Origin of the sequence: Nocardiopsis sp. NPDC006139 (genome assembly GCF_040614155.1) — a bacterium.
In the GTDB taxonomy this organism is placed as follows: domain Bacteria; phylum Actinomycetota; class Actinomycetes; order Streptosporangiales; family Streptosporangiaceae; genus Nocardiopsis; species Nocardiopsis changdeensis.
Window position 1 is genome coordinate 136,004 of sequence record NZ_JBEXTT010000001.1, and the last position, 24,147, is coordinate 160,150.

A 24,147-nucleotide genomic window follows, 5' to 3' on the forward strand; every position below is an offset into this window, starting at 1 on the left:
GAACCGCCCGGACGAGGACATCCGGCGCACGGGGTCCCGGACACGACAGAGGGGGCGTGCGCGGTCGCGCACGCCCCCTCCGGGGTCCCCGTGTCTCAGCCCCGGACGGTCTCCCTCTCGCCCCGGGGGCCGCCGTCCGGGCGGGCCGGGGCCGGGCCCGCCGAGGCCCGCACCACCAGCTCCGGCTCGAACATCAGCTCCTCGCGGGAGACCCGGCCGCCGTCGATCCACCGGGCCAGCACCTCCACCGCCGACCGGCCCATCGCCTCGATCGGCTGGCGCACCGTGGTCAGCGGCGGATCGGTGCAGGCCATCAGCGGGGAGTCGTCGTACCCGACGATCGACACGTCCCCTGGCACCGACAGCCCGCGCCGCCGGACCGCGCGCACCGCTCCCAGCGCCATCACGTCGCTGGCGCACAGGATCCCGGTGACCCCGCGCTCCAGCAGCCGCTCGGCGGCGGCCCGGCCGTTCTCCATCGAGTACAGGGCGTGCTCCACCGGGGGCGGCGGGCCGTCGCCGAAGCAGGAGCGCAGCGCCGCCCGCTTGCGCTGGGAGGGGACGTGGTCGGGCGGGCCCGCCACCAGGCCGATGCCCTCGTGGCCCAGCGCCCGCAGGTGGGCGACCACCTGCTCGACGGCGACCGCGTCGTCGCAGGCCACCCGGGGGAAGTCCAGGGAGTCGACGGCCGCGTTGACGAGCACCGTGGGCAGGTTGCGCTCGTGCAGGTCGGCGTAGTGGTCGTGGGCGGCGTCGCCCTGGGCGTACAGCCCGCCGGCGAAGATGATGCCGGAGACCTGCTGGGACAGCAGCAGCGAGACGTAGTCGGCCTCGGTGACCCCGCCGGCCGTGCGCGTGCACAGCACCGGGGCGAAGCCGCGCCGGGCCAGTTCGGTGGCCATGACCTCGGCCAGGGCGGGGAAGATGGGGTTCTGGAGTTCGGGCAGCACCAGGCCCACCAGGCGTGCGCGCTCGCCGCGCAGCTGGGTGGGGCGCTCGTAGCCGAGGACGTCAAGGGCGGTCAGGACGGCTTCGCGCGTACCGGGGGACACTCCGGGCTTGCCGTTGAGGACCCGGCTGACCGTGGCCTCGCTGACCCCGACCTTCTCGGCGACCTCCGCGAGTCGACGTTTCATGCCCCTAAGGTACGGCATGGAACGCAAGCGGCTTGCATCCGCTTGCAGGAATCGTCATCGGCTTGCGGCGCTCGGCGCGGAGCCCGGGTCAGCCGGTGCGGCGCTCCTTGCGCCGGCGGGCCAGCTCGTCCACCGGGGCCGCGGGCGGGGCGGGGGGCAGTTCGCCGCGCTCCTCGGCCGGGACCACGCCCAGCGCCTCCTCCAGCTCTCGCCAGACGTTGGCCAGCGCCAGCCCGAACATGCCCTGGCCGCGCTGCATGAGGTCGACGACCTCCTCGGGGGAGGTGCACTCGTAGACGCTGACGCCGTCGCTCATGAGGGTGATGCGGGCCAGCTCGGGGGCGGGGCGGCCGCGCAGGTGGTCCACGGCGGTGCGGATCTGCTGGAGGGATATCCCGGTGTCCAGCAGCCGCTTGGCCACCTTGAGCAGCAGGACGTCGGGGAGGCTGTACAGGGGGGCGTTGTGGGCACCGGTGTGCACGCTCGGCTCCACCAGGCCGGTTCTGGCCCAGTAGTCGAGCTGACGGTAGGTGATCCCGGCGGCCGTACAGGCCGCGGGACCCCGGTACCCGACGTCCATAGGCGGCGCCACCACGTCCTCTTCGCACGGTAGGCCCTGCTGCCCCGCTAGCCGCAGCGCGGACCGCCTGTCATGGGGTTCCCGCTTGCCGCTCGCTACCGCCACGCCGACCTCCGGCTTCTCGTCCCGCGGCGGTCTCGACAGGGGATGTCCACAGAGGGAACGGGTGCGCCGCGGGTTCCACTGCACCGACCGTAAGGCGGCCGGAGGGCAGCGTCAACGACACCCCTCGGCGCGTCGCCAAGTGCGCGCCCCCGGGTGCCGCGGAGCCGCGGTGGTCACGCCGTGTGCGCGCACCCCGTTTTTCGGCCCCGACCTCGACGTTCACTTCCCCGTCCCCAATCTAACACCGGCACCCCGGAACATCACCGCAGGTCGCGGCCGTGTTCCGGGGCGTCCCCGAGCGCCCGGCGCGGTTTCACTCCGTACGGCGCCCGAAATCCTCGGGCGTGATGTTGTCGAGGAATTCCCTGAACGCCTCGACCTGGTCCTCCTGCTCGTCCGGGATGGGCATCCCGGCCTCGTCGATCACGTCCTCGTGCGCGTAGATCGGCGTACCGGTCCGCAGCGCCAGCGCGATCGAGTCCGAGGGCCGGGCGCTGACCTCGGCACCGTTGCTGAACACGAGCTCGGCGTAGAAGATGCCGTCGTTCAGCCCGGTGATGTTGACCGTGGTGAGCTGGGTGTCCAGCGCGTCCAGCACGTCCCGGAACAGGTCGTGGGTGAGCGGCCGGGCCGGGACCACACCCTGCTGCGCGAGCGCGATCGCGGTCGCCTCCACCCCGCCGATCCAGATCGTGAGGTAGCGGTCCCCGTCGGATTCCTTGAGCAGGATTATCGGCTGGTTCGAGGGCATCTCAACCCGGACGCCGACGAACTCCATGTGCTTCACAGCGGCTCCGTCCCACGAGTCGTCATGCCGGATGGGCGCTCGTCCCTGTATCCCCCGTTGGATCAGGACCCGAGGGCGAAATCGGCACCCTTCGATACAAAGCTCTCCGGCGGCGGGGGGCCGCAAACCTACTCGGCCCCGGCCGCCGCCGTCAACGGTGCGCGCGCACGCCCGATACCGTTCCTCAGCGGCGCGGCTTGGTCAGCAGCACCATCCGGAACTTGCCGATCTGGATCTCGTCGCCGCCGCCCAGCTCGGCCTCGTCCACCGGCTCCCGGTTGACGTAGGTGCCGTTGAGGCTGCCCACGTCGCGGACGCCGAAACCGTTGCCGCGGCGGAAGAACTCGACGTGCCTCCGCGAGACGGTGACGTCGTCGAGGAAGATGTCGCTGTTGGGGTGGCGCCCGGCGGTCGTGACGTCGTTCTCCAGGAGGAAGCGACTGCCGGCGTTGGGACCGCGCTTCACCACCAGGAGAGCCGTACCGGGCGGCAGGGCGTCGACGTTGGTGGGGTCGACGTTGCCCGACTCGTCACCGGAGTCCTCCTCCTCCAGGGCCTGTATGCCGGAGATGGAGATGGTGGACGTGACGTCTCCGGCGGACTCCCCGCTCCCCCCGGGCCGGGGACCGGGCTGTCCGTCCCTGCGGACGGGGGTCCCACAGTGGGAGCAGAAACGGGCATCATCCGCAACGGCGTGACCGCACTGCGTGCAGTAAACGCTCGACATAGGTCGGCTCGGCCTCCTACCGCACGGGGCGGTGCTTGATTCGGCTGATCGGTGGCACGTTCCGGTCGTCGTGCGGGCGAGGGGCCCGCACGGCGTCCGGAACGCGGCGAGACGATCCGCTGTCGCGGCAGCGGCGCACCTCGCACGGTCGGTCGCTAGGTCTCATCCCCCATGTTGTACTCCTCATCACCTCTACCGGGTCCGCCGTTGCGGGAAGGCCCGTGCGGTAGGCGACGCGGCGCTCCAGGGAACACTCGACTTTAAACCATATCCCTGTCCGGGAAGGGCTTCGCTCCTCGTCGGCCTGCCGTGGACACCCCGCCTCGGGAGCGGTGGGGCGAACGGCGGATCCGGTGCCCGGAGCACCGACTCCGCCGGGGACGGTCCCGACGAGAAGAGACACCTCTCTGGTTACCGATGCCGCTCCGGGGGTTTTGGTTCGCTCCCGCACCCCACGGATTCGCCTCGCCGCCGCCGTACCACCACGACCTGTCGTTATGCCCAGTTTAGCCAGCGGGCACGGCTTGGCCACCGGCACCGGGGCCGTTGTTTCCACCGTACACCGAAGGGGGTGCGGGCCACACGGCCCGCACCCCGGCAGGGATCCGAGGTCAGCCCTCGGCGCGTTCGACGACGTTCGCCCACTCGGCCAGCAGCCGGTGGGCGGTGTCCGGGTCGGGACCTTCGGCCCAAAGATGGGTCACGGCCTCGGCGGTGTCCGGCAGGACCAGCGCCCAGCTGCCGTCGGGCTCCAGGACGCGCACGCCGTCGGTCGTGTCGAGCCCGCGGTCGCCCGCCGCCTCCACGACCGCCCGCATGACGCTGCCCTTGACGGCCCAGGGGGTGGGCACCGAGCGGCGCAGCAGGTGCGCGTGCGGGATGGCCCCCTCGATCCGGCTCAGCGTGCTGCGGGTCCGCGCCACCAGGCCCAGCAGCCGCACGAAGGCCGCGATGCCGTCACTGGTCGGGCTGAACTCGGGGATGACGAAGCCTCCCCGGCCGTCCCCGGCCAGGATGACGCCGTCCCCCTCCTGTACCGCCTTGGTGAGCTCGTTGATGGCCGTGGCCGTCCAGAGCACCTCGACGCCGTGGGCCCGGGCCACCTGCTCGGCCACGCGGGTGATGGTCACCGGCAGCGCCACGCTGCCGCCCTTGCGCTCGGCGCACACCAGGTCCAGGACCGCGAGCAGGGCGCGCTCGCCGTCCACCAGCTCGCCCTTCTCGTCCACGATGGAGAGCCGCTCCGCCACCGGGTCGAACCGCACCCCGAAGTCGGCCCCCGAGCCGGAGACCAGCTCGCCCAGGCGCTCCAGGTCGCGGTTGCGCTTGGCCGCGGTGTCGGTGGGCGAGTCCTCGTCGAGCCGGTTGTTGACGGTGAGCACGTCCACGCCGATCCGGCCCAGCAGCGAGGGCAGGATGAGCGAGCCGCTGCCGCCCGCGCAGTCGACCACGACCTTCAGGCCCGCCTCGGCGACCCCGGAGGTGTCCACCGCGCGCAGCAGGTCGTGGGCGTAGTTCTCCACGTTGCGCGAGGGGAACGTCAGCTCGCCGATCTCCCCGGGGAAGGCCCTGCGGTACTCGGCCCGGGAGAACACCCGGTCGAGTTTGCGCTGGGCCGCCGGGGACAGGTCGGCGCCGTCGGAGTCCAGGAACAGGATGTCCACCGACTCCGGGTCCCCCGGGGTGGTGCGCACGGTGATGCCGCCGCTGACCCCGCTCTGGGACGTGTGGAAGCGGGCCACCGGGAGCGGCACGACCTCCAGGTCGCGCACCTCGATGGCCGCCGCCGTCAGGGCGCTGATGACCGCCCGCTTGAGCGTCCGGGCCGCGCGCGAGACGTCGCGCGAGGTGGTGACGATCGCGCCCTTCTTGAGGGTGGTGGCGTAGGCGTTGGCCAGCCGCACCGCCAGCTCCGGGGTGATCTCCACGTTGATCAGGCCCGAGACGCCGCGCGGCCCGAACAGCGACCGCTGCCCGCGCGACTCCCAGATGACGTTGGTGCTGACGACCGCGCCGGCCTCGATGGTCTTGAACGGGTAGACCTTGACGTCGTTGTGGAGGTAGGCCTCGGACTCGATGACGCAGTCCTCGCCGACGACCGCGCCCTCCTCGATCCGGGCCGCCGCCATGACGTCGGTGTTCTTGCCGATGACCGCGCCGCGCAGGTTGGCCCCGCGGCCGATGAAGACGTTGTCGTGCAGCACGGTGCGGTGCGCGAAGGCCTCGGCGCGCACCACGGCGTTGCTGCCCACGACGGTGAACTCGCGCAGCTCGGCGCCGGCCTCCACCTTGGCGTAGTCGCCGATGTAGAGCGGGCCCTTGAGCACGGCCTCGGCGGAGACCTGGGCGCCCTCGCCGACCCACACGCCCGGGGAGACCTCGAACCCGTCGATCTCCACCGCGACCTTGCCCGACAGCACGTCGGCCTGGGCGCTGAGGTAGCTCTCGTGGGTGCCCACGTCCTCCCAGTAGCCGTCGGCGATGTAGCCGTAGAGGGGCTCGCCCTCCTCCAGGAGCTCGGGGAAGACGTCGCCGGACCAGTCGACCACCTCGCCCGCGGCGACCCGGTCCAGGACCTCCGGCTCCATGATGTAGATGCCGGTGTTGACGGTGTCGGAGAAGACCTGGCCCCAGGTGGGCTTCTCCAGGAAGCGCTGGATGCGGCCCTGCTCGTCGACGATGATGATGCCGAACTCCAGCGGGTTGGGGACCCGCTTGAGGGCGATGGTGACCTTGGCGCCCTTCTCCCGGTGGAAGCGCACCATGTCGGTGAGGTCGATGTCGGTGAGCGCGTCGCCGGAGATGACGATGAAGGGCTCGCCGCGCAGGTGGTCCTCGGCGTTCTTGACGCTGCCGGCGGTGCCGAGCGGGACCTCCTCGGCGACGTAGTGCAGCTTCATGCCGAGCTCTTCGCCGTCGCCGAAGTAGTTGCGGATCAGGGTGGCCAGGAACTGGACGGTGACCACCGTCTCGGTGAAGCCGTGCTTGCGCAGCAACCGCAGCACGTGCTCCATGATGGGTTTGTTGACCACCGGCAGCAGGGGTTTGGGCTGGTTGGCGGTCATGGGGCGCAGGCGGGTGCCCTCGCCCCCGGCCATGACGACGGCCTTCATGTTCGGTGAGGGCGCAGCGGCGCCCTCCTCGCGGGCGGTCATCGCCGGCACCTCCGCACGGTGGAGGGTGCGGGGACCGCGGGAGGCACCGCGGGGAAAAGGTGTTCGGAGTGCGCGGACGACCGCGCGGTGGGACATGTTCTCATGGTGGAGACGACACTCCCTTTCGTTCCGACAGGACTCGCGGTGAGCCGGTCCGTCGGTGGATCAGGTGCCCGTCCGCCCCTGCTCCCGGCCTGGCAGGCCGAGACCGTCGACGTCCGCGCCGGGGTCGCCGTCGGCGGTCGCCTGTGTGGCTGGATCGGAGCGACCCGGGTCGAGGCCGCGACCGGGGTCGCCGTCCTCGGCGGCACGGTGACCGTCGGTGAGATCGACGCGTTCGTCACGGCGGGTCTGGGCGATCAGGCGCAGTCCCTGAACGGCGTACAGCAGTCCGGCCCACCAATAAAGAGCCGTTCCCCACAGCGCGAAGGCCCAACCCATAATCTGCGCCACATCTCCGACGACGCTGGCGTAACCCGCGATGAACAGCAGGGGGAAGGCGTAGAGAAGGCACAGGGTGGCGGCCTTGCCGGCGAAGTTGACCGGCAGGGGGCCGTAGCCGAAATACCGCAGCAGCGGCAGGGCGCCGAGGATGAGGACGTCGCGCAGGACGAGGATGGCCATGAGCCACCACGGGACGATGTCGCGCACGACCAGCCCCAGCAGGGCGGCGAAGATGTAGAGGCGGTCGGCCAGCGGGTCCAGGACCGTGCCCAGCCGGGAGGTCTGGTTCCAGGCCCGGGCGATCTTGCCGTCGAGCCAGTCGCTGAGCCCGGCGAAGGCGAGCACGCCCAGCGCCCACCAGTCGGCCTGCGGCACCAGGACGAGCCACAGGAAGAGCGGGACGCCCAGCAGCCGCAGCATGCTCAGCAGGTTGGGAACCGTCCAGATACGGTCACTGACCGCCGGGCTGGCCACATCGCCCCCCGCCTCGAGTCTGCCATCTTCCGCGGATCGCCCCATGACGCCAACGATAACGGTCCGAGGTGTCGTTCTCCGCCACCGTGGTGCCCCACTCCCCCTGTGGCCCGGCAGGCGATCGCCCGCCCATCGTACCCTGCGGCATTACAGGTTGATTGACCGATATGTCGTTTTCGCTCCGTGCGATCCCCCAGGTCGAACGAACCGGGTCCCGGAAGCGTTCCCCCACGTGGCCGCCCCGGCGGACGCCGGCGCGCCCGCCGGCCGGGCGACGCGCCCGCACGCCGGGTGTGGCCGGGGCGCGGGGCCGTCTGCGAGGCTGGCCGGAGCAGAACCACAGCGAAACCGGGAGGACCCCATGCTCGTCGCCTTCTCCGTCAGCCCCATGGGCACCGGCGAATCCGTCGCCCCGGCGGTGGCCAGGGCCGTCAAGGTCGTGCGCGACAGCGGCCTGCCGAACCGCACCGACGCCATGTTCACCACGGTCGAAGGGGAGTGGGACGAGGTGATGGCCGTGGTCAAGGCCGCCACCGAGGCCGCGGGCGAGGGCGCCGGCCGGGTGTCCCTGGTGCTCAAGGCCGACATCCGCCCTGGCGTCACCGGGGCGCTGGAGGGCAAGGTCGAAGCGGTCGAACAGGAGCTGCGCGACCTCTGACCCGGCCGCGGGCCCGCCCCGGCGGGCCCGCGCCTCAGCCCTGGGCCTCCAGGACCATGTCCGCGGCGCGCAGCCCCGACAGCAGCGCGCCGTGCACCGTGGCGATGTGCTCGATCTCGGTGGCCTCCCCGGCGAAGAACAGCCGGTCGTCCACCGAGGCGCGCAGCGCCACCCGGTCCCCGTCGCCGGAGCCGACGGCGGTGTAGGAGAACGCGCCCCGCGCGAAGGGGTCGTCCGTCCAGGCGCTGAGGTGGTGGTCCACCGGGTCGGGCGCCTTGCGGAACATGGTGCGCAGCGACGCCATCGCGTGCTCCACCACCTCCCCCTCGGACATCTTCGCCAGGAACCGCGCCGGGGCGCCGCCGTTGCGGGACACCAGCACCGGCACCCCCAGCACCCGCTGGCCCGCGTACCAGTGGAACCAGGCGCCGTGCTCGGTGCCCAGGTGCACGAGCACCTCGGCGTCGCCCCAGAACACCTCGTCGAAGCGCAGGAACAGCTTCTCCAGGCGGCCGTTGCCCAGCCGCTCGATCGCCAGCCTCTTGTCCTCGGGCAGCTCCGGGCGGAAGTCCACCTGGCCCGCCTTGAGCACGCCCAGGGGCAGGGTGACCACGGCCCGGTCGGCGGTGAGGGTCTCCTCCCCGCCGGGGGTGTCCACCCGCACCGACACCCCGTCCTCGCCGTGGGACACCTCCAGGACCACGTGCTCCAGGCGCACGTCCAGGCCGCGCGCCAGGTGGTCGGTGATCTGTCCCATACCGTCGGGGAACACCACGTCGTCGCCGCTGAACTCGTGCAGGGCGCCCACCGCCTCGAAGGAGACCTCCTCGGCGTCGGCGCCGTGGTCGCCCTCGACCATGCGGTGCACGATCTCCTTGGCGTCGCGGGCGCGGGCGCGCACCAGGTTCGCGTCGTAGAGGGCCTGGTCGATGCCCTGCTCCATGGACTCCTGGGAGCCCGCGCCGATGTTGGCCCAGTACATGTGCTCGTGCAGGAGGTTGACGTCCTCCATGTTGCGGCGGTGCCGGTCGAAGAGCAGCCGGCGGCCCTTGGGGTCGTAGGCGGTCTCGGTGGAACGGTTGAACACGGCGGTGCGCAGCCCCAGGGAGCGGACCAGGTCGGCCAGGGGGTTGTTCTCCTCGCCGCGCATCCAGGAGGCCCCGGCGTCCAGGGTGGTGCCGTCCCATTCGCGGAACGTGTGGATGCGCCCGCCGGTGCGGGCCCGGCCCTCCAGGACGGTGACGCGCTCGCCGGCCTCCGCCAGGCGGTCGGCGGCCGACAGTCCGGCCATGCCCGCCCCGATGACGAGGGTGTGTCCGCGCCCGGGCGCCGCCTCGCGGCCCCGCGGTTCGGGGGCGGTGTCGCCCTCGACGGGTTCCTCGGTGATCTCCGCGCCGACGTCCTCCTGCATGGCACTCCCCTCCCGGTGACCGACAGTGCGACTTTATGTGCCCTTCGTGGCGATCGCCGGGATGACACCCCGGTGGGCACGGCGACCGCGAGCCGGGGAAGCGGAACCGGATCGACCGCTTTCCCTAACAATCCGCGGTCATGTGGTTACACTCCGGATGTCCACCTCCCGTCTTCCGAGGGGTCCACCGTGCGTCTCATCGCCGCCACCGTCACTTCGGCACTCGTCCTGGGCTGTGCCACCGCCGCCTCCGCCACGGTCGCGCCCCCGGTGACCGCCCTCCTGGCCCCGGTGGTGGAACTGTCGGCCGACCGGCTGGCCACCGCCGAACTGGTGGCGGCCGCCAAATGGCACAGCGGCGACCCGGTCGAGGCGCCCGAGCGGGAGGCGACGGTGCTGGCCGAGGCGGAGCGGTCGGCCCGCGCCCTGGGCGGCGACCCGGAGGTCGCGCTGGCGGTCATGCGCGACCAGATCGAGGCCAACAAGGTGATCCAGCGGGGCAGGCACGCCGACTGGTACGCCCATCCCGACCGGAGTCCGCTGCGACCGCCGGACCTGGCCGACGCCCGCGCCGACCTGGACCGGATCACCCCGGCCCTGGTGGGCGCGCTCACCGACGCCGGCGCCGGCCTGGCGGCCCCCGGCTGCGAGGCCGAACTGGCCCGCACCGCCCGCCGCGTCGCCGACGAGCGCGGCATGGACCGCCCGGGCCGCAACGCCCTGGCCGTGTCCCTCTCGTCGGTCTGCGCCTGACCGGCTACCCGGCCACGTAGGCCTCCACCTCGTCCGGCAGCCGCTCCCACAGGGTCCAGGCCAGCATGCGGTGCAGGCCGTCCAGGTGGGTGAGCCCCTCCCGGCGCTCCATCCGCTCGTAGTAGGGGTGGTCGACCGCGCCGTCGCTCAGGAACAGCGGGCCGTGCGGGGCCGCGGCCATCCAGGACAGCCGGCCCCAGCAGTCCGGGTTGGTGCGGTGGTAGTCCTCGCGCCACTCCCGCAGGGTGGCCGCCGCCTCGGCGACGGTGGCCCCGGCGGGGGGCACCGGCTCGCGCTCCCCGTACTCGCCGGCGTGCCAGGGCAGCAGGACCCCGGCGATGTCGTCGCCGGTCAGGACGGCCCGGTACCACCGGCCGCCGCGCTGCTCCCCCGCCAGCCGCAGGACGCCCTCCACGTACTCGTTGCCCGACCGCGAGACGGCGTCGGTCCCGGGGTAGGCGGCCAGGAACCGCCGCACCACGTCGTCGGTGGTGAGGGCTTCGAAGGTGCGCATGGGACGGTCCTCGTTCTCGTCGGGGCGTCGTCCCACTCTAGAGGTGGCCCCGGCTCCCCGGGAGGGGTGCCGGAGCCACCACCGCGGTCCGCCGGAGCGTCCGCGCCCCGGCCGACCGCGTCAGCGCCCGTCGGGGTTTCCGTCCTCGTCCTCGAACTCGATCCGCTCGGCGCGGCGCTCGCCCTCGACGTGCTCCTCGTGGGTCACCTCGCGCTTGCGCACGTGGATCTCCTCCACCGGCACCTGCCGCTTGGAGACGACCGGGCGCTCCTCGTAGAGGGTGAAGGTCTCCTCCCCCTCCTCCATGGAGTGCGCGTCCGTGACGTCGGCGGGGTCGGTGATCGGGCGGCGCTCGACCTCCAGCTCCTCGTGGGAGACCGGGACGGCCTCGTCGAACCGCTCGGTGTCGACGTGGCGGCGCATCCTGGCCTGGCCGGACTCGCGCCGCTCCACACCGATGTCGACCTCCTCCTCGGAGCGGATGACGACCTCCTCGTCGGCTCCGGCGGCCGCCTCGTGCTCACCGGTGCCGACGGGGCCGGGTCCGGCCGCGCGGGGCGGCGCCCCGGTCGGCTCGGCCCACCCCTCGGGGGCCGTGTCGGTCCGCCCCGCCGTGTCGGTGGTCCGGCCCTCGGCGCCCCACCCCTCGGTGGTCCGGCCCGAGGACGACGGCGCGTGCTCCTCGTAGTACCGGCGGACCGTCTGCTCCTCCTCCGGCGAGATGTGCTCCTTGGCGTCGATGTTCGGAGCGCCCTTGACGGTGGACTTGTCGTAGGGGACCTGGATGTCCTCCTGGATCGGCCGCGCCCCCTGGAGGGGGACCAGCGTCTCCCGCATGCCGAACAGCCCGGTGTGGACGGAGGCCCAGGTCGCGTCACCGGTGCGGTCGTCCAGGTACACCCGGGCGATCTTCCCGATGTCGTTGCCCTCGTCGTCCAACACGTGGTGCCCCACGAACCTCTCCGCACGGTGGCCTGCCATGGTCCTCCCCCTTCGGTCGGCGGGCGGGCCCGTCGACCCACCCCACACCCCGCCGCCCTACCCCCTGTGAGCGGGGGAAACGGCATTTTTCCCAGATCAGGGAAGAGATGGTCAGGGCTTGGGACGGGTTGACGGGCCGCCGACCCCGCGTTGGCGGAGACCATGCACACGGTCCGCCCCGGGGCGGACCGTGTGCGTCGGCCCGCCCCGGAGGGGGTCAGCAGCTGTTGTCGCGGCTGTTCACCCAGGTGATGTCGCGGACGACCGTGCCGACCGCGCAAGGGTTCTCGTTGAGGACGGTGTCGACCAGGCGCAGGCCGCTCAGGGTCACCCCCGAGGTGTTGGCGAACTCGGACCGGGCCGCGATCCGGATGTCCCCCGGCCCGGCGATCGTCCCCCCGGCGAGGGTGACGTTGTGGCAGTTCTCCACCAGGACGGCGTTGCCCCCTGTCCCGGAGACGTCCACCCGTTCGACGACCAGGCCGCCGCTCTCGGAGACGCAGAAGATCCCCCGGCCGCCGCCGCGGGCGCGGACCTCGCCGACCCGGATGTTGACGGGGTACCCGTCGCCGATCCGGCCGTTGCGGTTGGCCGTGCGGAAGGCGGCGTACCCGGTCCCCGTCCCGGCGTCCACCGCGTCGACCAGGCCGATCGAGGCGTTGGCGGTGTCGTTCAGCAGCAGGCCCGAGTAGCCGGTGTCGCGGGCTGTGACCGTGCCGATGGTCAGTCCGTCGACGCCGTAGGTCTCCACACCGTGGTTGTCGGTGCCGGAGACGTACACGTCGTCGATGCGGATGTCGCGGGCCCCGCGGACGGTGTCGTCGTCGCGGCTGTCGATCCGCATGCCCAGACCGCCCGACAGCCGCAGGTCGACCTGCCCGAAGTGGACGTCGGTCGAGGTCCGCACCCACACACCGAAGTAGGGGCGGCCGGTGAGGGACAGGTGGGGGACGGCGACGTCCCGGGCGTGGCGGATCCGGATCGCCGCGTTGTTCGCGGTGGGCGTGCCGGTGACGTCGATGGTGCCGCAGACCTCCAGGGAGGTGTGGCTGGGCAGGTCGAGGGAGGCGTCGGCCGGCATGGAGCCGGAGGTCCGCACCACCACGCGCTCGCGGGAGGTGCGGTCCGGGTCCAGCCCGCCGACCGCGGCGCGCATGGCCGCGAGCATGTCGCCGCCCTGGTAGAGGGTGGTGCCGCCGGCGCGGGCGGTGTAGGTGGAGCCGCTCCGGGTGACCTCGGTGTCGGCGGCGCCGTCACCGCAGGCGGAGGAGGACTCCGCGGCGGCGAGGGCGGCCGGTGCGGGGTCGGGAGGGGTGAGGGTCGCGGTGCCGGCGGCCAGAGCCGCGGCGACGGCGGCACCGAGCAGGGCGCGGCGCCGGGTCCGGGGGGTCGGGGATCTCATGGGGGTGTCTTCCTCCTTCACGCGGCCGCGCGTTCCCGCGGGCCGGGGGCGGGTGGTGACAGGAGCGCTCCCGGACTCGGGAACCTAACATGGAAAGCGCATTCCCGATACCCCTCAGAGCCGATCCGGCACTCTCCGCTACCACTCGGGCCCCGGCGGGGCGCCCGGACCTTCCGCGCCCGCGGAGGACCCGGGCGTACGCCCGCGTGCAGCCGTGCCCCGGGGGCGGGCCGGACGCGGCGGCCGGGTCTCCGCCGCCGGTGGCGGCCCCGGACGCGCGCCCGGTGAAGCCCGGCCGGACACGGCGGCCGGGCCCGCGCGCCCGCCCGGGTCAGACGAGGACGCCGTCCCTGGCCACCACGCGGCCCGCGCGCACCACCAGGTTCCGCGGCGGCAGGTCCACCACGACCTGGGGCGTGCACTCGCCCTCCACCAGGACGAAGTCCGCGGGGGCGCCGGGGGTGAAGTCCGCCGCGGGCAGGCCCACCACGGCCGCGCCGCCGTGCGCCGCGGTGTCCAGGGCCGCGTCGAGCTGCTCGTCGGTGCGGGCCCGGGAGACCTTGGCCAGCTGGTGGGCGCGGTGCAGCATGTCGGCGTCGCCGAACGGGCTCCAGGCGTCGCGGACCCCGTCGGAGCCCAGTCCCACGAGCACGCCGTGCCCGCGCAGCCGTTCCACCGGCAGCACCCGGTAGGGGTCGGAGGCGACCGTGGTCAGGGCGACCCCCGCCTCGCCCAGGGCGGCGGCCAGCGCGTCGAACCCGTCCCCGGCCTGGGGCACGGCGAAGGCGTGGCCGACCGTCACCTTCCCGCCCAGGCCCAGCGCCCGGGTGCGTTCGGCGATGGCGTACAGGGTGCGCGCCCCGGTCTCCCCGCCCTCGTGCAGGTGGATGTCCACGCCGACGCCGTACCGGTCGGCCAGGCCGAAGACCAGGTCGAGCTGCCCGGTGGGGTCCTCGTCGAACTCGGTGGGGTCGATGCCGCCGATGAGGTCGGCGGCCCCGGTGCGCAGCGCCTCCTCCATCAGCTCGGCGGTGCCGGGCGCCCGCCGCACCCCGTGCTGGGGGAACGCGACGACCTGGACGTCCAGCGCGTGGGCCAGGTTCCGCGCGGCCTCCCGGACGCCCTCGACCCCGGCCAGCCCGTAGGCGGGGGCGATGTCGGCGTGGGCGCGCATCGCCCGGGTGCCCCGGGTGACGGCGTGGCCCATGAGGCGCTCGGCGCGCACACCGACGGGGGTGGGCAGGGTGGCGAACACCTCGGCGTCCTGCTCCCCGAGTTCGGCGATGCCGCGCGCCGGCCGGCGCGAGTACCAGGGCTCGCCCCAGGTGGTCTTGTCCGGGTGGATGTGCGCGTCGACCAGCGTGGGCAGGGCGACGCGGCCGCCGCAGTCGACCACCTCCGCCCCGTCGGCGGGGCCGGCCGCCACCCGGCCGTCGACCACGACGAGGTCGACGGGGTCGCCGCCCAGGGGGCGCAGGTCGCGGAAGATCGTGGTGCTGGGGTGTGCGGTCACGTGGGGTCCTTCCCGGGTCCGGCGCGGCGGGCCCGGGTGGCGGGCGCCGTTGCCGCGCGAGAGATCGGCCGTCGGCTCAGCCCGACGGTTAACGGTATACCACTATCTCCTGGGGCGAACGGCGAAGGCGCGGGGCCGTCGCACGGCCCCGCGCCTTCGCGGTGGTTCTGGGCAGAGGTCAGACCTTGCGCCACTGCGGCACCCAGGCGCCGTCCTCCACGGTGTAGTCGCCGAACAGCGCCGGGGCCTCCTTCTGGAGGGTCTCCCCGATCCGGTGGAAGAGGAGGCGGATCTCCTCTTCGGCGCCGGGCGCGGTGCGGGCCTCCAGGGTGTGGCGCAGGGTGCGCACGTTGGCGGTCCACACCAGCCCGGTGGCCACGCCCTCGGGGGCGAACCGGCGCATGAAGGAGGTCTTGTGCTTCTTCTCCGCGAACTTCACGCCCTCGTCGTCGAGGCCGAAGTGGTCCGCCATCCAGAGCTGGAACTCCTCCATCTGCGCCAGCATCGCCTCGGCGCGCTCCATCAGCTCCGGGTCGTCCTGGGCCCAGTCGGGGAACCAGAACGGCAGGTCCGTGAGGCGCACGAACCGCAGCGACTCCTGGGAGATCGCCACGCCCGGGCGGTGCCGGATGAGCTCGTGGGTCAGGACGCGCGACACGTTGTGCAGCACGAACCCGAAGTTCACGTGCTCCAGCACCGAACCGTGCAGGCTGGCCAGGATGTTGCCCAGGTAGGCGTCCTGGTCGGTGCGCACCCGCGTGACGTTGGGGTTCAGGCCCGGCTCCCAGGAGCGGTAGCACAGCCGCCCGGCGAACTCGGCGAGGTTCTGCGGGTCGTTGAGGTGGTCGTCCAGGTCCCCTCGGTCGAAGCGCTCCAGCCAGGACTCCCCGCCGACCTCCTTGAGGTAGTCGGCGATCGCGTCGTAGTCCAGTTGCGGACGCGAGATCAGTCGGACCTGTGGTTCGACCCTCTTCACTGCACTGCCTCCCGTGTCATGGCCCCGGCCCGCGGGCACGCGTGAGCGCCGTGGCCTGGGGTTCGGGAACACGGGGGCGTGTGACGGGGTCGGGGCTGATCAGCCTTCCACGAGGGTACACGTCCGGCGGCGCGGCGGCGCTGGCCGCACGCCCGGCGGGCCGGGGCCGTCCGCGGACCGTCCGCGGGCCGCGAGGGAGCGGCCTCCCGGCCCCGCCGGGAGTGCGGGACGCCGGGCACTAGAGGCCGAAGAAGTAGCCGGGGGTCAGGATGAGGCCGAGCACGATGGCGATGATGCCCCACAGGAGCTGGCCCCGCAGCACCCCGAGGACGCCGGCGACGAGAAGGATGATTCCGAGGATTGTCAGCAAAATACCCATGCACAACCACTAACCGATAACGAATCGATCAAACTCACCGTCACCGCGAAGAGAGCGCACAGGCCCTGTGCCGCACCGGATCCGGCCTGGTGGGCGGCGCTCCGTGTGGGCCGCGACACGGTCGCGATCCGCCCGCGGACCCCGGCTCCGGGCCCCCGGCGCACCGCCCGTGCGGGCGGTGTGCGGCCGGGACCCGCGCAGGGGTCCCGGCCGCGCACCCGCGGGTCAGCGGCGGGCCAGGCGCAGCGCCCGGGCCACGATCTCCTCGCCGACCGAGGCGGTGAGGATCGACTCCGGGTGGAACTGCACCGCGTAGCGGCGGTTCTCCCGGTCCTCGATCGCCATCACCACCGGCTCCTCCCCCTCGGCGTCGATGACCGCGGTGACCTCGTAGTTCTTGACCTGGTCGGGCAGCGCGCAGGTGGAGTGGTACCGGGCCGCCTGGAACACCCCGTCCTCGCCCAGCCCGGCCACCAGGTCCCCGCCCAGGGCGCGGACCCGTCCCGGCTTGCCGTGCACCGGCGCGTCCAGGGTGCGCAGCTCCCCGCCCGCGTGCTCCACCATGCCCTGCAGGCCCAGGCACACCCCGAACACCGGCAGGCGGCGGGCCTCCAGCGCGTCGAGCAGGGCCGCCATCCCGAAGTCCTCGGGCAGCCCCGGCCCGGGCGAGAGCACCACCAGGTCCGGCGCCAGCCGGTCCAGCAGCTCCGGCTCGAACCCGTAGCGGACCGTGGTGACCTCGGCCCCGTGGCGGCGCACGTAGTCGGCCAGGGTGTTGACGAACGAGTCCTCGTGGTCGACCAGCAGCACCTTCAGGCCCTCGCCCGGGCGCTCGGCCGGCGCGTCCGCCTCCCGCCCCGCGGGCTCCCCGGCGGCGTCCGGGGCCTCCTCGCTCAGCGCCAGGGTCTCCAGCAGGGCGCGCGCCTTGAGGAAGGTCTCGCGCTCCTCCGCCTCGGGGTCGGAGTCGTAGAGCAGGGTGGCCCCCACCCGCACGGCCGCGACCCCGTCGCGGATGTGCGCGGTGCGCAGGGTCAGCCCGGTGTTCATCGACCCGTCGAAGTTGATCACCCCGACGGCGCCGCCGTACCAGCGGCGCGGGCTGGTCTCGTTCTGCTCGATGAACCGCATCGCCCAGGTCTTGGGCGCCCCGGTCACCGTGACCGCCCACATGTGGGTGAGGAACGCGTCCAGCGCGTCGAACTCCCGGCGCAGCGTCCCCTCGATGTGGTCGACGGTGTGGATGAGCCGCGAGTACATCTCGATCTGGCGGCGGCCGATGACCCGGACGCTGCCCGGCTCGCACACCCGCGACTTGTCGTTGCGGTCGACGTCGGTGCACATGGTGAGCTCGGACTTCTCCTTGACGGAGGAGAGCAGCTCCTGGATGTTCTCGGCGTCGCCCAGGGCGTCCTCGCCGCGGCGGATGGTGCCGGAGATGGGGCAGGTCTCCACCCGCTGCCCCCGGCCCGGCTCGCCGCTGACCCGCACGAACATCTCCGGGGAGGCGCCGACCAGGTACTCGCCCTCGCCCAGGTTGAAGAAGAACTCGTACGGCGCGGGGTTGCGCTCGCGCAGCTGCTCGTAGAAGCGGGCGGGCGAGGAGCAGCGGGCGTAGGTGCGGTGCCCGGGGACGACCTCGAAGAGGTCGCCGCGGCGGAACTTCTCCTTGGCGCGGGCCACCACGGCGGCGTAGGAGCCGGGCTCGGGCCCGTCGGGCACCTCGGTGGCGACCACCGGCGGGGTCGGCTCGGTCTCGCGGGGCAGGCCCCGGGTGTCGGCCGCGTCCCGGCCGCCGGCGGCCGGGACGGCGAAGTCGTAGGTGTAGCGGACGCACGTCTCGCGCTTGCGGTCGCGCACGACGATCGCGTCGGGCAGGTGCAGGACGAGGTCGCGGTCGGCGGGGTCGCGGTCGATGTACCGCTCGATGGGCTCGAATTGGAAGGCCAGGTCGTAGCCGAAGGCGCCGTACAGGCCCAGGTTGGGGTCCTCCGGAGCGCTCAGGGCGTCGATGACGGCGCGCAGCGCGGTGAAGACGCTGGGGCGGCGGCTGCGCTCCTCCTCGGTGAAGAACACGCCCGGGTCGGGCTCGGGGACGGTGACCGCGGCGTGCGCGGGACCGCTCTCGAAGTCGACGCCGGTGGGCTCCAGGGCGTCGGCGACGACGGGGAGCAGCACGCGGCCGCGGTCGTTGAGGGCGGTGGCGGTGACCCGGCGCCCGCGGGCGGTCAGCTCCAGGCAGGGGTCCACGTACCCCAGGTGCCAGCGGTCGTACCGGCCCGGGTACTCCATGCCGGAGGACAGCACGCCGCCGCGGCGGGTCTCGACGTCGCGGACGAGGTCGGTGAGGACCTCGGGGTCGCAGGGGGTGGCCTGGCGGTGGACGGTCACGCCGCCCCGGGTGCGGTACGTGGTGGTCTGTGCGTCGCTGGGTGTCACGGCCGGTCCTTCGGGCGCTGGTCGGTCGGGGTGGGCTGCACCGGCCGGGGCCGCGAAAGGAGAACGACCGCCGGTCCGGGGCGGTCGCTGCGAGAGATACGCGAAACGTGGGCGCCGCCTAGGAGCGGCGCCACCACTGGGCCTGAACGGAGGTGTTTCGCATGGGGCAGAGTGTAGCGGGCGCGCGGACCGCTGGGGAGTCCTTCGGGGAAATCCGCCGGAACGCGTCGCGGGCGGCGGAGCGCGGGTGGCACGCCCGGGGGCGGCGTGCTACGGTGAGGGGCTCTGCCCGATGAATACCTGACATCAGTCTTGATATCAACGCTGATCTTACCACGAGGAGACCAGTGAGTCAATCCGCTCCCGAAGCACGGTCGTCCGAACGGGAGGCCCTGGCCGCCGAGCAGGCCCGGGTCACCGCGATGTACGAGCGGCTGGACGAGCTGCGCGCCCGCACCGAGCTGCGGCTCTCCGACGCCCAGCTGCAGGACCGCAGCGGGTTCGCCGCCCTGGTGGAGCGCGAGACCCGCACCTTCGAGCACGCCCGGGAGCGCGCCCGCCTGGGAGCGGTCGAGGAGGGCCTGTGCTTCGGCCGGATCGACCTCGTGCACGGCGACGGCCCCGAGGCCCGCTACATCGGGCGGATCGGCCTGCGCGACGCCGACTACGAGACCATCCTCGTGGACTGGCGGGCCCCGGCCGCCCGCCCCTTCTACGCCGCCACCCCCGGCGACCCGAACGGGGTGACCCGCCGCCGCCACCTGCGGGTGCGCCGCCGCCGGGTGACCGGGGTGGACGACGAGGTGTTCGACCTCGACGGGCTCGGCGACGCCGATCGCCGCCAACTCGTCGGCGAGGCCGCCCTGCTGGCCGCGCTGGGCGGCGGCCGCACCGGGCGCATGGGCGACATCGTCGCCACCATCCAGACCGAGCAGGACCGGGTGATCCGGGCCCGGCTCGACGGCGTGCTCGTGGTCCAGGGCGGGCCCGGGACCGGCAAGACCGTCGCCGCCCTGCACCGCGCCGCCTACCTGCTCTACACCCACCGCGACGTTCTGGAGCGGCGCGGCGTCCTGGTGGTGGGGCCCAACCCGGCGTTCCTGCGCTACATCGGCGACGTCCTGCCCTCCCTGGGCGAGACCGACGCGGTCCTGCGCACGGTCGGCGAACTCTTCCCCGGGGTCTCCGCGACCCGGCACGACCCCTACCGGGTCGCCGCCCTCAAGGGCGACACCCGCGTCACCGCCCTGGTCCGCGCCGCGGTCCGGGACCGCCAGCGCACCCCGCGCGAGGCGTTCGGCTCCGACGACCTCCTGGTGGAGGCCGACGCCGGGGTGCTGACCGTGCCCGGGGAGGCCTGCGAGCGCATCGTGCGCACCGCGCGCGGCCTGCGCCTGGGGCACAACGTCGCCCGCAAGTACGCCGTCAACGCGCTGCTGGCCGAGCTCGCCCGCGCCGAGGCCGCGCTGCTGGGGCGCGCGCTGCCGGAGGAGGACGTGCGCTACGTCGGCGAGCGCCTGTGGGCCGAGGACCCGGTGCGCGACGCCCTGGACGCGCTGTGGCCGCTCCTGTCCCCGCGGCGGCTGCTGCGGGAGCTGTTCGCCGACGCCGACGCGCTGGCCCGGGTGGGCGGGCGGGCCGGGTACTCCCCCGCCGAAACCGCCCTGCTGCACCGGCCCGCGGACGGGGGCGCCGCGGACTGGACCGTCGAGGACGTGCCGCTGCTCGACGAGGCCGCCGAGCTGCTGGGCCGCGACGACTCCGGCCGCCGGGCCCGGGAGCGCCGCGCCGCCGCCGAGCGCGCCGAGGAGGAGCGCTACGCCCAGGGCGTGCTGGAGTTCACCGGCCTGTTCGAGGACGGGATGATGAGCGCCGCCGACCTGGCCGAGCGGCACCGCGACCGCGGCCCCGGCCTCACCACGGCCGAACGCGCCGGCGGCGACCGCGAGTGGACCTACGGGCACGTCATCGTCGACGAGGCCCAGGAGCTGTCGCCCATGGCCTGGCGCACGGTGATGCGCCGGGTGCCCACCCGGTCCCTCACCGTCGTGGGCGACCTCGCCCAGACCGGCAGCGCCGCGGGCGCCGCCTCCTGGACCGGTGTCCTGGAGCCGTACGCCCCGGGCAAGGTGCACGTGGAGCGGCTGCGGGTGAACTACCGCACGCCCGCGCCGATCATGGCCGTGGCCGCCGACGTGCTGCGCGCCGCCGCACCGGACGAGGAGCCCCCGGAGTCGGTGCGCGAGGACGGCGCCCCGCCGCGCGCCGTACCGCTGCCCGCCGACCTCGCGGGCCTGGCCGGCCTGGTGGCGGCCGAGCGCGCGGAGATCGGCGAGGGCAAGGTCGCGGTGATCACGGCCGACGCGCGCATCGGGGCGGTGCGGGCCGCCCTGCCCGGGGCCGCCGGGGCCCGGGACCTGGAGCACGACGTGGTGGCGCTGACCGCCACCGAGTCCAAGGGGCTGGAGTTCGACGCCGTGGTGGTCGTGGACCCCGACGCCCTGTTGGCGGCGCCGCGCGGCGCCAACGACCTGTACGTCGCCCTGACCCGCGCCACCCGCCGCCTCGCCGTCGCGCACACCGGCCCGCTGCCGCCCGTGCTCTCCCGGCTCGCCCCCTGACGCGGCTGTGCGGCCGCGGTGCCGCGGTGCGACGGCACCGCGGCGCCGTGGCGGCACGGCAGCGTGGCGCCGCCGGGCGGGTCTACCAGCCCGCCCCGGGCGCCAGGTCGCGGACCTGCGGGCGGGCCGCGTCCCAGACCGTGGTGAACCACGCCGAGAACGGCTCCGCGGCGCGCAGGCGCTCCAGCTCCTCGGGGCCCACCGCGAGGACCTCCTCGACCTCGTCGGGGTCGGGGTCGGCCGGCAGGTCCAGGCGCCCCACGAAGAGGTGGTTGAACTCGTGCTCCACCAGGCCCGACGCCGGGTCGGGGTGGCGGTAGGCCACCGTCCCCGCCTCGCGCAGCAGGGCGGGCGCCACCCCCAGCTCCTCGCCCACCCGGCGCAGCGCCGCGATCAGCGGCCGCTCCTGCGGGTAGGGGTGGCCGCAGCAGGTGTTGGTGAGCACCCCCGGCGAGTGGTACTTGCCGCGGGCGCGCCGCTGCAGCAGCAGGCGGCCCTCCCCGTCCACGAGGAAGACGGAGAACGCCCGGTGCAGGACGCCCGGCGCGCGGTGGGCCGACAGCTTCTCCGCGATGCCGGTGGTGACCCCGTTCTCGTCCACCAGCTCCAGCAGGATCGGTTCCTGCCCGGGTGCCGGGGCGGGGCGCTCGGGCGCCGCGGTGCTCGTACTCGTGCTCAGGGAGTGGGACATCGCCGTCCTCGGGTTCGATGCGGATGCGGGGGACCGTGCCCGCCGGAGGCGGGCACGGCGTGCGCCGGGGTCCGGGGCGCGGTCTCCCCGGGGCGGACCGGGCCGCTCCGGGAAGCACGGCGTCCGGGCCGGGGGCGGCGGCCCCGCGGCCCGGAGGCCTCAGATGCGGTCGGCCGCGATGAGCAGGTAGTGGAAGCTGCGCTCACGGTAGGCCGTCAGGAAGGGCTCCTCGACGCCCGTGGCGACGGAGGAGCGCTGCCGCAGCTCCCAGTAGGGGATGGTGGCGTCGGTCAGGTCCACCACGGAGATGGGGACCAGCCCGTTGGCCGCCATGGCCTTGAAGTAGTGGCTGCGCGGGTGGATGTTGCAGGTGTAGTGCTCGTCGATGCGGCTGACCGCCTTGGAGCGGCCGCCGGTCACGTCGTTGTAGCAGCCCGTGATGGTCACGTAGCGGCCGCCGTGCCTGAGCAGGCGGGCGTGCTCGGCGAAGAGCTCGAACAGGTCCACGTACATGGTGGACTCGTTGTTCCAGCTGGCGCTGAGCGAGCCGGTCTCGAAGCCGGTGTCGAGCATGTTGCGGAAGTGGAAGTTCACCTTGTCGTCCACCCCGCGCTCGCGGGCCTGGGCGTTGGCGAAGTCCACCTGCTTCTGGGAGATGCTGATCCCGTCCACGCTGCAGCCGAACCGGGCGTTGGCCATGAAGCTCGTCCCGCCGCGCCCGGACCCGGTGTCCATGATCCGGTCCTGGGGGCCGAGCGGGCCCAGGTGGTCCAGCAGCAGGTCGGCCTGGGCCGTCTCCAGGCGGTGCATCTCCTCGATGATGCGCCGGTCCCGGGTCTCCTCCGGTCCCTCCAGGACGGAGGGGTCGTAGTCCCCCACCCCGTAGTGGTGGTGGAAGAGGCCGTCGACCTCGCCGAGGCGGATGTTGACCGGGTCCTGCTCGGCGTTCCAGTAGGCGGCCACCGACTCCTGGTAGGCGGTGCGCAGGACCTTCTCCGAGGGTGCGGCCGAAGGCGCGGGCATGGTGTCGGTCATCGGGAGGGAACTCCTTGTCGTCGTGATGGCGCGGGGCGGCGCCCCGCGGGCACGCGAAAAGCGCGCGTGCCGGAAGGGTGTGCGTTGCGTTCGGGGGCCCGTGCCGGCCGTCAGGCCCGGGCGGTCTCGGCGGGCCGGTGGTAGCGGGCGGTGCTGGCGTGCCATTCGCGGCTGCCGCCCATCCAGGCCCACAGGCCCCACAGGAACCGGCCGAGCTCGGGCGGGCCGGTGGCGGCCAGGGCGGCGGCCTCCGCCTCGAAGGTGTGCATGAGCTCGTCGTGGATCTCGACGGTGCGCACCATCGCCTCGCGGGCCGTGCAGCCGTCCTCGGTCTCGATGAGCCGGGGCAGGCTGAAGTCGTCGACGTCCTCCTTGCCCATGGAGTAGAGGTCGTTGACGATGACGCTGGCGGATCCGGCCAGGGTGAACACCCGCCGGACCTCGGGGCGGCCGAACTGCTCGGCGGGCAGCTCGTAGCCGGCCACCGGGTCGATGAGGGCCATGCAGGGCACGAAGCTGTTCTCGTGCCGGTGCATGAGGAACTCCCACACCGGCGGGCGCTGCCCGCTGGTGTACCAGACGCCCTCCTGGTTGTAGGCGACGAACATGATGGCCAGCTCGTGCCGGAGCCTGCGCACCTGCTGCCAGGTGGCGTACCGGGCCAGGTTGTCGATGCTGGAGCGCAGCGCCACCGCGACCGGGTCGGCCTGTACCACCCGCTCCAGGACGGGCGCGTAGCGGCGCGGCAGGTGGGCCTGGTCGATCACCGAGTGGGCGATGGCCAGGCGCTGCCCGAGCAGGTCGTGCCGGGCCTCCTCGACCTCCCCGTCCACGTAGTGGTCGTCCACCGACCACTCGGCCAGGGCGCACTTGGCGGCGGCCAGCAGGCGGTCGGGGTCGTCGGTCTCGGGGTGGGCGAGCATGATGAGCCGCCCGAACCCGGCGGCCCGCACCCGGTCGAGCTGGCCGGGGTAGACGCCGACCTCCTCGGCCCACTCCACGAGCCGGTCGTCCACCTCGTCGCCCAGCGCCGGGTCGTCGCGCATGGCGGGCGGGCAGTACAGGACCGGCACGGGGTCGGCCTCCCCGCCCGCCACCCGGGTCCCGGGGTCGGCGGGGGACGCGGGGACCGCGGGAGCGGAGGCGACCGCGCCGGAGGACCCCGCCGGGCGCAGGCCCGGCGGGTGGACCGGCAGGGACGGGGATCCGACTCCGGCCCCCGGGCCCGCCGGGGCGGGGGCCCGCACCGGCAGCTCGGCCGGGCCGGGGCGCCGGGGATCGCGCAGCACCGCGTCCACCAGCGCCGCGATCTCGGGCGCGGCGGGAGCAGCGAACAGCCTGGACAGCGAGGACACCGTGTCACCCCTCC

The 24,147-nt window shown here is 73.7% G+C and carries 20 protein-coding genes; 3 read left to right on the forward strand and 17 right to left on the reverse strand.

Annotated features, from left to right (window positions below):
- Nucleotides 1-95: 95 nt before the first annotated feature.
- From ABZ249_RS00585 to ABZ249_RS00610, 6 genes are all read right to left on the reverse strand, one after another.
- Nucleotides 96-1,136, reverse strand: coding sequence for a LacI family DNA-binding transcriptional regulator (locus tag ABZ249_RS00585; RefSeq protein ID WP_355255216.1), 1,041 nt, complete (start codon nt 1,134-1,136; stop codon nt 96-98).
- A gap of 88 nt (nt 1,137-1,224) precedes the next feature.
- Nucleotides 1,225-1,716, reverse strand: coding sequence for a MerR family transcriptional regulator (locus ABZ249_RS00590; RefSeq protein ID WP_220565897.1), 492 nt, complete (start codon nt 1,714-1,716; stop codon nt 1,225-1,227).
- 418 nt (nt 1,717-2,134) lie between these two features.
- Nucleotides 2,135-2,608, reverse strand: a complete 474-nt coding sequence (locus tag ABZ249_RS00595) for a bifunctional nuclease family protein (RefSeq protein WP_220562147.1) — start codon at nt 2,606-2,608, stop codon at nt 2,135-2,137.
- Nucleotides 2,609-2,792: 184 nt separating this feature from the next.
- Nucleotides 2,793-3,335 carry an FHA domain-containing protein gene (locus tag ABZ249_RS00600; protein ID WP_220562148.1) on the reverse strand — a complete coding sequence of 181 codons (543 nt, stop codon included), beginning with the start codon at nt 3,333-3,335 and terminating at the stop codon, nt 2,793-2,795.
- A 611-nt stretch (nt 3,336-3,946) separates the two neighbouring features.
- Nucleotides 3,947-6,448 (reverse strand): mannose-1-phosphate guanyltransferase, encoded by a 2,502-nt coding sequence (locus tag ABZ249_RS00605; RefSeq protein WP_355256012.1) that lies wholly within the window; start codon nt 6,446-6,448, stop codon nt 3,947-3,949.
- Between the two features lie 207 nt (nt 6,449-6,655).
- Nucleotides 6,656-7,408: a CDP-alcohol phosphatidyltransferase family protein gene (locus tag ABZ249_RS00610; protein WP_220565899.1), complete on the reverse strand. Its 753-nt coding sequence runs from the start codon at nt 7,406-7,408 to the stop codon at nt 6,656-6,658.
- A 361-nt stretch (nt 7,409-7,769) separates the two neighbouring features.
- Here ABZ249_RS00610 and ABZ249_RS00615 point away from each other — a divergent pair, with 361 nt between their 5' ends.
- Nucleotides 7,770-8,066: an MTH1187 family thiamine-binding protein gene (locus tag ABZ249_RS00615; RefSeq protein ID WP_355255220.1), complete on the forward strand. Its 297-nt coding sequence runs from the start codon at nt 7,770-7,772 to the stop codon at nt 8,064-8,066.
- Between the two features lie 34 nt (nt 8,067-8,100).
- Here ABZ249_RS00615 and ABZ249_RS00620 read toward each other — a convergent pair whose 3' ends face one another.
- Complete coding sequence (locus ABZ249_RS00620) at nt 8,101-9,477, reverse strand: FAD-dependent oxidoreductase (protein ID WP_355255223.1); 1,377 nt, start codon at nt 9,475-9,477, stop codon at nt 8,101-8,103.
- Between the two features lie 189 nt (nt 9,478-9,666).
- Here ABZ249_RS00620 and aroQ point away from each other — a divergent pair, with 189 nt between their 5' ends.
- The gene (gene aroQ, locus ABZ249_RS00625; RefSeq protein WP_355255226.1) at nt 9,667-10,230 is read left to right on the forward strand and encodes a gamma subclass chorismate mutase AroQ; all 564 of its coding nucleotides are present in this window, start codon (nt 9,667-9,669) and stop codon (nt 10,228-10,230) included.
- Nucleotides 10,231-10,234: 4 nt separating this feature from the next.
- Here aroQ and ABZ249_RS00630 read toward each other — a convergent pair whose 3' ends face one another.
- The 7 genes from ABZ249_RS00630 to ABZ249_RS00660 all read right to left on the reverse strand — a co-directional run bounded on the left by ABZ249_RS00630 (nt 10,235) and on the right by ABZ249_RS00660 (nt 18,431).
- A complete protein-coding gene (locus tag ABZ249_RS00630) occupies nt 10,235-10,744 on the reverse strand; it encodes a DUF6309 family protein (protein ID WP_355255229.1) in 510 nt (169 codons plus the stop codon).
- A 120-nt stretch (nt 10,745-10,864) separates the two neighbouring features.
- Nucleotides 10,865-11,725 (reverse strand): PRC and DUF2382 domain-containing protein, encoded by an 861-nt coding sequence (locus tag ABZ249_RS00635; protein ID WP_355255232.1) that lies wholly within the window; start codon nt 11,723-11,725, stop codon nt 10,865-10,867.
- 217 nt (nt 11,726-11,942) lie between these two features.
- Nucleotides 11,943-13,127 (reverse strand): right-handed parallel beta-helix repeat-containing protein, encoded by a 1,185-nt coding sequence (locus ABZ249_RS00640; protein ID WP_355255235.1) that lies wholly within the window; start codon nt 13,125-13,127, stop codon nt 11,943-11,945.
- Nucleotides 13,128-13,458: 331 nt separating this feature from the next.
- Complete coding sequence (locus ABZ249_RS00645; RefSeq protein ID WP_355255238.1) at nt 13,459-14,640, reverse strand: amidohydrolase; 1,182 nt, start codon at nt 14,638-14,640, stop codon at nt 13,459-13,461.
- A gap of 178 nt (nt 14,641-14,818) precedes the next feature.
- Nucleotides 14,819-15,616, reverse strand: a complete 798-nt coding sequence (gene thyX / locus ABZ249_RS00650) for an FAD-dependent thymidylate synthase (RefSeq protein WP_220562154.1) — start codon at nt 15,614-15,616, stop codon at nt 14,819-14,821.
- A gap of 238 nt (nt 15,617-15,854) precedes the next feature.
- Entirely contained in the window at nt 15,855-15,995 is a 141-nt protein-coding gene (locus ABZ249_RS00655; protein WP_220562155.1) for a GPGG-motif small membrane protein, read from the reverse strand.
- 225 nt (nt 15,996-16,220) lie between these two features.
- Complete coding sequence (locus ABZ249_RS00660) at nt 16,221-18,431, reverse strand: anthranilate synthase component I (RefSeq protein ID WP_355255242.1); 2,211 nt, start codon at nt 18,429-18,431, stop codon at nt 16,221-16,223.
- 347 nt (nt 18,432-18,778) lie between these two features.
- On the opposite strand from ABZ249_RS00660, the gene ABZ249_RS00665 reads away from it, so the two are divergent.
- Nucleotides 18,779-21,052 (forward strand): ATP-binding domain-containing protein, encoded by a 2,274-nt coding sequence (locus ABZ249_RS00665; protein ID WP_355255245.1) that lies wholly within the window; start codon nt 18,779-18,781, stop codon nt 21,050-21,052.
- A gap of 82 nt (nt 21,053-21,134) precedes the next feature.
- On the opposite strand, the gene idi is transcribed toward ABZ249_RS00665, so the two are convergent.
- From idi to ABZ249_RS00680, 3 genes are all read right to left on the reverse strand, one after another.
- Nucleotides 21,135-21,743: an isopentenyl-diphosphate Delta-isomerase gene (gene idi, locus ABZ249_RS00670; protein ID WP_355255248.1), complete on the reverse strand. Its 609-nt coding sequence runs from the start codon at nt 21,741-21,743 to the stop codon at nt 21,135-21,137.
- Between the two features lie 159 nt (nt 21,744-21,902).
- Nucleotides 21,903-22,778, reverse strand: coding sequence for a geranyl diphosphate 2-C-methyltransferase (locus tag ABZ249_RS00675; RefSeq protein ID WP_355255251.1), 876 nt, complete (start codon nt 22,776-22,778; stop codon nt 21,903-21,905).
- A 110-nt stretch (nt 22,779-22,888) separates the two neighbouring features.
- On the reverse strand, nt 22,889-24,133 hold the full coding sequence (locus ABZ249_RS00680) for a family 2 encapsulin nanocompartment cargo protein terpene cyclase (RefSeq protein ID WP_355255254.1): 1,245 nt from the start codon (nt 24,131-24,133) through the stop codon (nt 22,889-22,891).
- Between the last annotated feature and the right edge of the window lie 14 nt (nt 24,134-24,147).